Source organism: Xanthobacter pseudotagetidis (genome assembly GCF_043194795.2).
GTDB lineage: Bacteria > Pseudomonadota > Alphaproteobacteria > Rhizobiales > Xanthobacteraceae > Xanthobacter > Xanthobacter tagetidis_A.
Genome location: NZ_CM195534.1, coordinates 3,847,409 through 3,859,062 on the forward strand (window position 1 = coordinate 3,847,409; position 11,654 = coordinate 3,859,062).

An 11,654-nucleotide genomic window follows, 5' to 3' on the forward strand; every position below is an offset into this window, starting at 1 on the left:
ATCGAGTGCTTGGCAGTGCGCACCGCATCTTCGGCTCAGCCGATGAGTATACCCAAACGATCCGGGCGGCGCACGTACAGGCTGCTGTTCTCGAGCCGGGACAGTTCGCCGGAGAACTGGCGCGCATCGATTTCCGGCAGCTTTGGCTTCAGCGCGGCTCTGAAAGTCTGGCGCGCTCACTTCATATCTACGTACCCAAGCAGCGATCCCCCATTTTCTTCCTGACCGATTCCCATCAGGCCGCGACCCGCGTCAACGGAATCGAGTTCAAGCCGGGAGACCTGCTGTTCTGGGGCGCGGAAAGCGAGCAGTATCAACGAACCGATGCTTCCATACGCTGGGGAACGATGTCCCTGGAGCCGGAAAGGCTGGCCCGGGCCGCTTCGGCAATTCTCGGCTACGAAATTTCCGCGCCCGCGGATACGCGCGTTCTACGCCCGAACGGCATCGCCATGAGCAGGCTCGCGACGCTCCACCAGATGGTCGGCGCCCTTGCCAGATCCTCGCCCAATATCTTCGCGCACGCCCAGACCTCCAATGCGATCGAGCACACGCTGGTCCATGCGATGCTCCTTGCCATCGACAGCGGCCAGGAAAAGGAACTCGGCGCCGGTCTCAGGAACCGCCGCGCCATTTTGCGGGACCTGGAGGACCTCATCGCCAGAAACATCGCTCGGCCGCTCTATCTGATGGATCTCTGCGTTGCGCTCGGCACATCGGAGCGCACCTTGCGCCGGGCTTTCCAGGAGCAGCTGGGCATCAGCCCGAACCGCTACCTATGGCTTCGGCGCATGTATCTGGCCAATCGGGCTCTGCAGCTCTCGGCCCCGGTCCAGGCGTCCGTGACCTCGATCGCGATGGAGCATGGGTTCTGGGAACTGGGCCGCTTCGCAACGGCGTATCGCCAACTGTTCGGCGAAACGCCGTCGATCACGCTGCGCAAGCCACCTGATTTCGTGCCGCGAACTCTGCCGCCGAGCTATCGGGGTCTGGCCCACCTGGATCCGTAAGGTCGCCATCGCCGAGCACGGCGGCTTCATCTGCGCGCGAGCCGGAAAGTCCCCCTCCAACGCAAGCAAGACAGCGCATGGCCATGGGGGCATCCCGCAGCACAGGCTGAACGGCAGGCCTTGAGCGCCCCGTTGCGCCACATGAATGCTGTCGCGCGGTGCCATATCCGCAACGACTCCTGCCGATGGCTTCGCCGCTACGCCATATCGGCGAGCATGTTGGCCGGCTTTCTGGATTTCTTCTAAAATACTGTTATTGAAAGGAAATTCGGCGTCCCTTAGACAGTCACGATGGTCCGCGGACGCGGGCCGGTCATTTCGCGGACTGTCCCATGGCGTGGCTCCACATCGGGCGCACAGGCACGGCGCCTGCAAGGCGGGCGGACGGCCAACATGTCTCGTTGCCGCGGCATGCGTCCGGGGGCGTGGCCTGATGTCGGCGAGCCTGACCCACGCTTTCCTGCTGCAGCGCAAGTCGCTCATGTGGCGGGTGATGCGCATCGTCCGCGATCGCCAGGTGGCGGAAGATCTGGCGCAGGAGGCCTATCTGCGCGCCCGCCGCGCCCAGGAGACGGCGCCGATCGAGCATCCCGAGGGCTTTCTCCACCAGACCGCGCGCAATCTCGCCCTCGACCACGTGCGCCGGCTGCGCACCCGCGGCGGAGTGGAGGTCGACGCCGCCGCGGACGCGGTCGAAGCGGTGCCCGACGACCGGCCGACCTGCGAGACGGCGCTCATCTACCGCGAGCGGCTGCGGGCGCTCAACGGGGCGCTGGCGGCCCTTCCGCCCCGGGTGCAGTCGGCGGTGGTGCTGAGCCGCATCGAGGGCTGGACCAACGCCCGGATCGCCGCCCATCTCGGGGTCTCGGAGCGGACCGTCTTCAACGACCTGAAGATGGCCATGGGCCATTGCCGCTCGGTACTGGCGCGGCTCGACCGGGCCTGATGAGTGCCTGCCCCTTTTTGCCGGATTGGGGGCCCGCGCGCGTCTCGGTTATAAGAGCCTGCCAGATCGCCCGCCGGGCGCAGCGACATCGGATGGCGTGAGTGGGACGGGACAGAATACAGGGCGTCGCCGGCGGCGACGGCTACACCCACGAGGACCCCGTCGTCGACGAGGCGCTGGAGTGGTTCGGCCGTCTTCGGGAGCAGGCCCCGGATGAGGCGACGCGGCGCACGTTCGAGGCCTGGCTCGCCCGAAACCCGCGCCATGCGGAGGAATTCAGGTCCCTCGAAGCCCTGTGGGGCTCCACGGCCTTCGCCGCGGCCGCCGCCCGGCTGCCCGCGGCACGAGACAAGTCCCGTCGCGCGCGACCGCACGCCTCGGGCTCGAAGTTTTCTCGGATGCTGCGCCGCCCGGCGGTTCTGGGCGCAGCGGCCGCGTGCCTTGCGCTCGTCTTCTGGCAGGGCCCGGCGCTGCTGCTGCGCTGGCAGGCCGACCACATGACGGTGACCGGCGGCCGCCTGGCCGTGGCTCTGCCCGACGGCTCGTCCATGCTGCTCAACTCAGCCACCGCCGTGGCGATCGACTTCGCGCAGGGGCGGCGGCAGGTCCGGCTGCTGGAGGGCGAAGCCTTCTTCGACGTCCGCCCCGACCCCGCGCACCCCTTTCGCGTCGCCGGGAACTTCGGCATGGTGGAGGTGAAGGGCACCGCCTTCGCGGTCCGGCTCGATCCGCGCGAGGACATGGTGGTGCTGGAGCGCGGCCGGGTCGAGGTGGCCCTGCGCGACGATCCGCGCGGCCCGGTCGCTCTGCACCCCGGCCAGATGGTGTTCGCGCGCGCGTCCACGTTCTCTCCCGTGGCCTCCGTCGACCCCGAGCAGGCGCTGGCCTGGCGGGAGGGGCGGATCGTCTTCGAGGACCAGCCGCTGTCGCTCGTCCTGGCGGAGCTTGGCCGCTATCGCGATGGCGTGGTGCTGGTGATGGACAGCCGCGCGAACGGCCTGCGGGTCAGCGGCAACTACCGGCTCGACGATGTCGAGGGCGCCATCCGCACCCTCGCCCATGCGGCGGGTGTCACCATGAACAGCCTTCCCGGCGGCATCATTCTCCTGCGCTGAGCATAGAAATTTTTTCCGGAAGCGCGGCCGTCCCGCGTCACCAGATCGAGGGCCCGAAAATGCATCCGGCCCTCGATCTGAATGACGAGGGCGATAATCCATGGAACGACCGGCTGGATGTGGGCCGAAGCGGGCTCGTGCGGCCTTTGCTTCGCTGGCGCTGACCTCGGCGCTGAGCGGCTGCCTCTGGGCGCTCGTGCCCGCCCGCGCCGAAGCCCAGCAGGCGACGCCGGCCGCCGACCAGACGATTGCCTTCTCGATCCCGGCCCAGCCGCTGCCCGCGGCGATCAATGCGTTCATCCGCGCCACGGGCTGGCAGATCAGCTACTCCTCGGATCTTGCACGGGGCCGCCAAAGCGCGGCGGTGGTGGGCAGCATGACGCCGGCCGATGCGCTTGCCAGGCTTGTCGCCGGCACCGGGCTCAGCGTGCGGATCGCCGGGCGCGGCAATGCCGCGCTGGTCGGCGCCGCCGGCCCGGCGTCGGAAGCCGCCGCGGATGGGACGATCGCGCTCGACACGCTCCAGGTGGGCGGCTTCGGCGCCGCCGCCGACCGGCCGTTCGAGACCCCCGGCACCACCAACTTCATCTCCAGCCAGGATATCGAGCGCTTTCCCGGCCTGACCTCCGGCGCCATGTTCCAGGGCACGCCCGGCGTCATCTCCGGCTCAAACAACAACGGCGCCTCCATCGACCCCAACATCCGCGGCCTGCAGGGGATGAACCGCGTCGCCACCACAATCGACGGCTCGCAGCAGTCGACCTCCAGCTACCGCGGCTATGCCGGCGTCGACAGCCGCACCTTCGTGGACCCGGACCTCATCTCCGGCGTCACCATCACCAAGGGCCCGGACGGCGCAGTGGGCGGCGCCATCGGCGGCACCATCGCCATGGAGACGCTCGGCGTCGCCGACATCCTGCGGGCCGGCGAGACCTATGGCGTGCGGGCCAGGGTCGGGCTCAATTCCAATGGCGTGACGCCGGAGATCGGCGCCATCGGCACCACCGCCGGCAATTCGGACGCCGACAACGGCAATGCGAGCCTCGCCGCCGCCGTGAGCAACCAGAACGTCGACCTGGTGGCGGCCTTCGTGCGCCGCAAGAACGGCAACTTCTTCGCCGGCACCCAGGGCGAGACGAGCACGACGAACTATATGGGAGAGCAGCAGGCGCTGTCCGAATACGGCTATGGCGACCAGGTCTTCAACACCTCCGAGAACGTGACGTCCGGCCTCATGAAGGCCACGCTCCGTCCCGCCGACGGGCATGAGATCCAGCTCAGCTATCTCCATTACGGCAACGCCTTCGGCGAGGTGCCGCCGAGCGTCGTCGACCCCGCGCGCGACCCGCGCCAGCTGCCGCTGAGCACCGTGAACGTGAACCAGGTCTCGGCGCGCTATCACTACCGGCCGGACGACAACGCCCTGATCGATTTTCGGGCCGGCACCTACTTCTCGAACGTCAACGAGACCAATCAGTTGCTCCTCGCCTTCGAGAGCGTCGAGAGCAAGCAGAACTCCCGCAATTTCGGCGTCAATGCCGAGAACACCTCGCGCTTCTCGATCGCCGGCACGCCTGTGTCGGTGCGGGTGGGCGGCACCTACGTCTACGAGAGCGCGACCCCGGACAGCTTCATCAGCATCAGCGACGGGCGCCTGTGGGCCGTGCCCGCCGACGGCGAGCGCGAGATCGGCACCGTGTTCGCGCGGGCGAAGTGGGAGCCGCTCTCCTGGCTCGCCTTCGAGGCCGGCCTCGAATATCTCGCCTTCAACACCACCTTCCTGGGCAGCGCGTTCGGCGGCTATGCCGGGCCGGACTATACCGGCTATTCGGGCGGCAGCCTCAGCCCCAGCGGCAGCGTGACCATCACGCCGCTGCCCGGCTGGCAGATCTATGGCCAGTACGCCGCCGGCATCCGTCCGCCGAGCGTGCGCGAGACCAGCCAGACGCGGTTCGATCAGTGGTTCAACCCAGACCTCGTGCCCGAGGAAGCGAGCAATTTCGAGGTCGGCACCAATCTTCTGAAGAACGGCCTGTTCCTGCCAGGCGACAAGGCGCGGCTGAAGGTGGCCTATTTCGACAACACGACCAACAACTTCATCGGCCGCGAGTTCGCTGATGGGCACATGACGCTGTTCAACTACGATTTTGTCCGGTTCAAGGGCTTTGAAATTTCGGGTGGCTACGATGCCGGCTGGATCTTCACGGATTTCGGCTTCAACTACTATACCGGCTTCGAGGCGTGCCGCGGCACCGGCGCCTGCATCGACTACACGCCCTCCGCGGACTACCTCACCAACCAGATCCCGCCCCGCTTCACCGCTTCGGTGACGGCCGGCGCGCGCTTCTGGGACGAAAAGGTGACACTGGGCGCGCGGCTGACCTACATGGGCGAGCGGCTCGCGCCGGTGGTGGACGACGGCTCGTTCTTCGCCTGGACCACCAAGCTGTGGGCGCCCTACACCCTGGTGGACCTGTTCGGCCAATGGAGGATCAACGACACGCTCACCATCGACGTGGGAGTCCAGAACCTGTTCGACGTCTACTACGTGGACGCGCTCAACAACACCGACATGCCTTCGCCTGGCCGAGTGATCCGCGGCAGCCTCACCGCCAAGCTCGGTGGATCGGAGCCGGCGCCGTGGCTGCCCTTCGGGCGTCCCGCCAGCGCCCGCAACATGCCGTGGACCGGCTTCTATGTGGGCGGCCATGTCGGCGCCGGCTTCGCCCGGATCGACGGCGTCACCACCGATGCCGCCGGTGCCTTCACGCCCGCCGCCGCCTCGGAATCGGCGGACCAGAACCTCACCAACATCCTCGGCGGCATCCAGGGCGGCTTCAACTACGAGTTCGACAACAACATCGTGCTCGGCATCGAGGCCGACCTCGCCTGGACCCCCATGCGCAGCGCGCGCGACGCGCTGGCGCTCGAGTCGCCCACTTTGGCCGCCGCCGGCTACCTGCAGGCGCGGACCGACTACCGGCTGAACTGGCTGTCCACCGTGCGCGGCCGCGCCGGCTACGCCTTCGACCGACTGCTGGTCTACGGCACCGGCGGCTTCGCCTTCCTGAAGGAGACCGAGACGCGCACGCAGTTCCGCTCCGACTATGCCAGCTCGGACTACATCTATGGCTTCCGCACCGATCCGTACTTCTCCGAGAAGAGCTCCGCCACGCGCACCGGCCTGACGTTCGGCGCCGGCGCCGAATATGGCTTTGCCGACAACTGGTCGATCAAGATGGATTATCTTTATGCCCTCTTCGGCGCCGAGGACTTCATCTTCGGAAATGCCCGAGCGGGCGTGGGGCGCACCTACACCACCCGTGAGCGCGGCGAAGGATGCGCGCCGGTCCCGGTGCCCTTCTGCATCCCGATCTACGTCGACGTTCCGCACGCCGGCTCCTCGACCATCGTGAACGGGCGCAAGGCCGCGAACGAAGCCGACCTGCACCTGCTCAAGCTCGGCCTGAACTATCGCTTCTGAGCGGATCGCGGTGCCGGCTCGGCATGGCCCCCTGCGCGCCTGTTCCTTCCGCACGACGGTGGCGCGGACAGGCCTTCACCCGGGAACCGGCTCGGCATGGTAGCCCTTCGACGTGACGAGCCATGTCCCGCCCACCCGATGATAGGTCAGATAATCGACGAACCGCGTCGGCCCCACGCGCACCCTCAGCTTCACGAGCGCCTGGGTCGGGGACGCGAAGTCGAGGAGCAGGACCTGCTCCTCGCGCGGCGCGCCCTGGGACTTCGGCGCGGCGCGCCCGGCGAGCACCTCGCGGTAGCTGGCGGCGGACAGCACCGTCATCTGCCCGTCCCGCAGGCCAGTCAGCTGCGCGCTCGGGGCGAACACGGCCTCGAACGTGGACAGGTCGCCCTCATACATCAGGTCGAAATACGCCTGCACCGCCGCAAGAAGCCCTGCGGCCTCGCTCGAATTCCACATCTTCCGTCTCCCAAGCCCCGGGCCTTCCGTGCCGCCGGCATGCGGGGCACGGCGCCGTGCCCCGCCGCTGTCAGACCCCCACCAGCCCGCCGTCGGCGAGCAGGGTGCGGCCGGTGATCCAGCGCGCCTCCGGCATGCACAGAAGCGCGACCGCGCCGGCGATATCCTCGGGCGCGCCGAGCCGGCCGAGCGGGGTCGCCTGGGCGATCGCCTGGCGCCGGGCATCGGGCATGGCGGCGGTCATGTCGGTGCGGGTGATGCCCGGCGCGATGGCGTTCACGGTTATGCCGCGCGGCCCGAGCTCCACCGCCAGCGCGTGGGTCAGCGCCGACACCGCGGCCTTCGACGCCGAGTAGAGGCTCGAGCCCGCCGCCGGCTGGTAGACCCTGAGCGAGGACAGGTTGACGATCTGTCCCCCCGCCTCCGGGAAATGGGGAAGCGCCGCCTGGCAGAACAGCATCGTGCCCCAGACATGGGTGTCGAACTGCGACTGGTAGGCCTGGCGGTCCACCTCCGCCAGCGGCCTGGCGACCAGGATGCCGGCATTGTTGACGAGGACGTCGATGCGCCCGAACGCGTCGGCGATCGCCTTCACCGCCGCCCGCACCGCCTCCTCCGAGGTGACGTCGCACGGGACCGCCATCGCCTTTCCGCCGGCCGCGGCGACGGCATCCACCAGCGCCTTCGCCTCCTCGGCCCGGGTCTTGTACGTGACGGCGACGGCGGCGCCGCTTTCGGCCAGCTTGCGGGCGATCGCGGCGCCGATGCCGCGCGAGCCGCCCGTGACCACGGCGACCTTGTCCTTCAATGTCAGCATTGGCTTTCCTTCGGCTTTCTTGAGGGTTCAGAGCGCCAGCGCGGCGGCCGCTGCCGCGTGGGGCGGCTGGGCCAGGTAGCCGGCGATGTAGGCGTCCCGGTCGTTGGCGAAGATCCGGCTCGCGGGGTGGCCGGCGGCCCGCACGCAGGCGCCCGCCGCATCGAGGAAGCCGGCCGGTCCGCACATGTAGACGTGCTGCGCGCTGGTCGGATCGAGCACGCCGGCGAGCGCGCGGTCCATGGCCGGCGGCCCGGCGCCGAACGCCCCGTGCAGCGACATCCGCCCGCGATGGCGCACGGCGAGCCCCTGCAGGGCGGGGAGAAAGGCCTGGCGCGCGGCGTTCCGCTCGAACAGCACCACCGCGACCGGCCGCTGCGTGCACAGGAGCGCGAAGCGGATCAGCGGGAAGATCGGCGCGATGCCGATGCCGCCCGCCAGGAACACCACCGGCGCGTTGCCGGGCTGGAGCCGGAAGCCGCCCCGCGCAGGCCCCACCGCCACCAGATCGCCCGGCGCGAGGCGGTCCATGCAATGGCCCGAGACCAGACCGTCCGGCTTGCGCTTGACGGTGAAGCAGGGCGCTTCGCCGAGCTGCGGCAGGCTGGAGATGGCGTAGAAGCGCTCGTGGTGCCCGTCGCCGATCCGGAATCGGAAAGGCGCGAACTGGCCCGGCAGGCCGAGATGAGTGGCCGGCGCCTCACCGACAAATCGAAAGGCGAAGGACCTCACGTCCTCGGCTTCCTCGACGATGCTCTCGATCCGCGCCATGTGTGCTGGGATCATCTCGGGTCTCACTGAATCATTCTTGCCAATTCACCCTAGTGATGGCATTTAATAAGCGACATGACATTTTAAGATGAAAAAGTGACAGGGATGACCCGGCGGATCCGTTTCGGCGAGGTGCAGCAGGCGAACACGGTCGAGAACGCGCCGGTGCCGGTGGTGGGCGTCTCGCGCGACGACCGCCAGGGGCACGTGATCGCCTTCCAGCAGCACCGGCGCTGCCAGCTGCTGTTCGCGGCGGAAGGCGTGATGCGGGTGCGCTCTCCCGAAGGCATGTGGATCATCCCGCCGCTGCGCGCGCTCTGGATTCCCTCCGGCATGCTGCACGAGGTGACCATGCTCACCCCGGTCAGCATGCGCACCATCTACGTGTCGCCGGAGGCGGCGCAGGACGAAGGGGGCAGGTGCCGGCTGATCGAGGTCGGCCGCCTGCTGCGGGAGCTGATGCTCGCGCTCATGGACGAGCCGGTGGACTACGCGCCCGGCGACCGCGGCGACAGCATCGCCCGCCTCATCATCTCCGAGATCGCCCGCGCGCCGCTGGTGCCGGTGGAGATCCCGTGGCCGGGCGACCGCCGGCTGCTGCGCATCTGCGAGGCGATCCTGGCCAACCCGGCCGACAACCGCAGCCTGGACGACTGGGCCGACGAGGTCGGCGCCAGCACGCGCACGCTGATCCGCCTGTTCGCCAGCGAGACCGGCCTGCATTTTCGCCATTGGGTGCACCAGGTCCAGATCTCGGAGGCACTGTGCCGGCTCGCCCGCGGCGTTCCCATCGGCGAGATCGCGCGGGAGCTCGGCTATTCGAGCCCGAGCGCGTTCGCGAACATGTTCCGCACCGTGATGGGGGTGAGCCCCAGCCACTACCTGGGCATCGCCGACGCGGGCCGCCGGCCCATCGGCGAGACGTCCGCCGCCATGGGGCGGGGCGCCTGAGGCGCCCTGCCCCTGCCCTTCACGCCGGCGCGGCCTCGATCGCCGGGGCGGCCGCCAGCGTGAAGGAGGGCGAGATGTGGCGCAGGCTGGTTCTGACGTGCACGACGCACAGGCGCTCGCTGCGGAAGGCCGCCGCAAGCGCCGGCTCGATCTCCTGCGGCCGCGACACGCTCAGCGCCTCGCAGCCGAAGGCGCAGGCGAGCGCCGCGAAGTCGGGATTGGCGAGATCCGTCCCGAGGGCCCGTCCCGGGAAGCGGCGCTCCTGATGCATGCGGATGGTGCCGTACGACCCGTTGTCGGAGATGACGACCACGGGATTGGCCCCATAGGCGCGCGCGGTGGCGATCTCGTTGCCGGTCATGAGGAAGCCGCCGTCGCCGACGAAGCACACCACCTTGCGCTCGGGATGCCTGAGGGACGCGGCCACCGCGGCCGGGACGCCGTAGCCCATGGAGCCCGACAGCGCGTTCAGGAAGCGCTGGCGGCCGCCATAGCGGAAATAGCGCCCCAGCCAGCCGCCGAAATTGCCCGCGTCGGCGGTGATGATCGCGTCGGCCGGCGCCATCCGGGCGCAGGCCTCCACCACCGCGCCGAACACGATCCCGTCGCTCGCCTCGACCGCGCGCCAGCTTGACCAGGCGAGGTAGCGCGCGTGCAGGTCGTCGCGCCAGGATGTCCAGCGCGGCTCGGCCGGCGCGAGCACGGCGAGGCGCTCCAGGAACTCGGCGCAGCCGGACAGGATCGGCAGCGCCGTCTCCCGGACCGCGCCGACCGCCTCGGCGCTCTCGTGGATATGGATGACCGGCACCGCCGGCCGTGGCGCCGCGGGAAAGCTGTAGCCCTGGCTGGTGACGTCGCCGAGCCGCGTGCCCACCGCGAGCAGCGCGGTGGCCTCGCGCAGGCGCTCCACCAGGAAGCGATCGGTGGCGTAGCCCAGATGGGCCACGTAGCCGGGATGGTTGTTGTCGAGGATGTCCGGCTGGCGCGCGCTCGCCGCCACCGGGAGCTTCCAGCGCTCCGCCACCGTCTTCAGCGCCTCGCGCCCGCGCACGGTGTTGAGCGCCATGCCGGCGATCAGGAGCGGGCGTTCCTGCGCCTTCAGCAGCGCCGCGGCGGCGGCGACGTCCTCGTCCCCGGCGCGGGGCTGCGCCACGGGGAAGCGCACCGCGGTCACGGGCGGGCGGGCCTCCTCCAGCATGTCCTCCGGCAGGATGACGAGCACCGGGCCGGGAAGCCCGCTGGTCGCGGCGTGGAAGGCCTGGGCCAACAGCGCCTCCGCCCGGGCCGGATCGTCGACCCGCACGACCCCCTTGACGATGCCCGCGTAGAGGCGCGCATAGTCGACCTCCTGGAACGCGCCGAGGCCGGCGTCGGGCCGCGGCACCTGGCCCACCAGCACCACCAGCGGCACACCGTCCTCATGGGCGTTGTGGATGGCGATGGCGGCATTGGAGGCGCCGGGGGCGCGGCTGACCATCACCACGCCCGGCCGCCCGGACAGGCGCGCGTCCGCCACCGCCATGAGGCCGGCTCCGCCCTCGTGGCGGGCGGTGACGAGCTCGATCTCCGGGGCCTCGTTGAGGGCATCGACGACGCCGAGGAAGCTCTCTCCGGGGACGCAGAACACGCGGTCCACGTCATGGGCGCGCAGGGCGCTGACGACGGCCATGCCGCCGGTGACCGATGCCGGGCCGGAAAGCTCTTCGTTCATGCGGGCGATCTTTCTCGAAACGTGCGATGCGCGGCGGGGGTGCCGCGGCTTGTGGCCTCGGATTATAAAAAAGATACATATTTGCAATTATGAGGCAAGCGGATCAGACCGATGGCCTCCGGTGCCAGCCCATCGGGAACGCCGAAAGATGCTTAAATATTAGCCCGCACTTAGCACATTCATCGAGCATTTTGTGCTGTTTCTCGCATGAAATCTTGTCTCCTGGCGCAACAGAACCAGTCAGGCGCCGCGCGCATGCGCCTGAAAATGAACCTGCAAACTATAAATCACGCAGCAGTCCCCCGATCGCCGCATGGGGGTGGCCCCGCAGAGCGCGCAGCGGCTCCGCGACGCCCTCGGCTTTGGCATTTTTTCGACGATAACTGTCATTTC

At 69.0% G+C, this 11,654-nt stretch carries 9 protein-coding genes; 5 read left to right on the forward strand and 4 right to left on the reverse strand.

Translation table 11 applies throughout. The annotated features are described in order from the left end of the window. Window positions 1-5: 5 nt before the first annotated feature. The 4 genes from V5F67_RS17605 to V5F67_RS17620 all read left to right on the forward strand — a co-directional run bounded on the left by V5F67_RS17605 (window position 6) and on the right by V5F67_RS17620 (window position 6,555). Entirely contained in the window at window positions 6-1,010 is a 1,005-nt protein-coding gene (locus V5F67_RS17605; protein WP_394021666.1) for a helix-turn-helix domain-containing protein, read from the forward strand. Window positions 1,011-1,443: 433 nt separating this feature from the next. After that, on the forward strand, window positions 1,444-1,956 hold the full coding sequence (locus tag V5F67_RS17610) for an RNA polymerase sigma factor (protein WP_394021665.1): 513 nt from the start codon (window positions 1,444-1,446) through the stop codon (window positions 1,954-1,956). Window positions 1,957-2,057: 101 nt separating this feature from the next. Continuing rightward, window positions 2,058-3,071 (forward strand): FecR family protein, encoded by a 1,014-nt coding sequence (locus V5F67_RS17615; protein WP_394021664.1) that lies wholly within the window; start codon window positions 2,058-2,060, stop codon window positions 3,069-3,071. A gap of 100 nt (window positions 3,072-3,171) precedes the next feature. Further along, window positions 3,172-6,555, forward strand: a complete 3,384-nt coding sequence (locus V5F67_RS17620) for a TonB-dependent receptor domain-containing protein (RefSeq protein WP_394021663.1) — start codon at window positions 3,172-3,174, stop codon at window positions 6,553-6,555. Between the two features lie 75 nt (window positions 6,556-6,630). Here V5F67_RS17620 and V5F67_RS17625 read toward each other — a convergent pair whose 3' ends face one another. From V5F67_RS17625 to V5F67_RS17635, 3 genes are all read right to left on the reverse strand, one after another. Next, window positions 6,631-7,014: a nuclear transport factor 2 family protein gene (locus V5F67_RS17625; RefSeq protein ID WP_394021662.1), complete on the reverse strand. Its 384-nt coding sequence runs from the start codon at window positions 7,012-7,014 to the stop codon at window positions 6,631-6,633. Between the two features lie 70 nt (window positions 7,015-7,084). Then, on the reverse strand, window positions 7,085-7,831 hold the full coding sequence (locus V5F67_RS17630; RefSeq protein WP_394021661.1) for an SDR family NAD(P)-dependent oxidoreductase: 747 nt from the start codon (window positions 7,829-7,831) through the stop codon (window positions 7,085-7,087). Between the two features lie 27 nt (window positions 7,832-7,858). Further along, the gene (locus tag V5F67_RS17635) at window positions 7,859-8,614 is read right to left on the reverse strand and encodes a ferredoxin--NADP reductase (protein WP_394021660.1); all 756 of its coding nucleotides are present in this window, start codon (window positions 8,612-8,614) and stop codon (window positions 7,859-7,861) included. A gap of 90 nt (window positions 8,615-8,704) precedes the next feature. Here V5F67_RS17635 and V5F67_RS17640 point away from each other — a divergent pair, with 90 nt between their 5' ends. Continuing rightward, window positions 8,705-9,550 carry an AraC family transcriptional regulator gene (locus V5F67_RS17640; protein ID WP_394021659.1) on the forward strand — a complete coding sequence of 282 codons (846 nt, stop codon included), beginning with the start codon at window positions 8,705-8,707 and terminating at the stop codon, window positions 9,548-9,550. Window positions 9,551-9,569: 19 nt separating this feature from the next. Here the strand turns inward: V5F67_RS17640 and V5F67_RS17645 are convergent, their stop codons facing one another. Continuing rightward, on the reverse strand, window positions 9,570-11,261 hold the full coding sequence (locus tag V5F67_RS17645; protein WP_394021658.1) for a thiamine pyrophosphate-dependent enzyme: 1,692 nt from the start codon (window positions 11,259-11,261) through the stop codon (window positions 9,570-9,572). Between the last annotated feature and the right edge of the window lie 393 nt (window positions 11,262-11,654).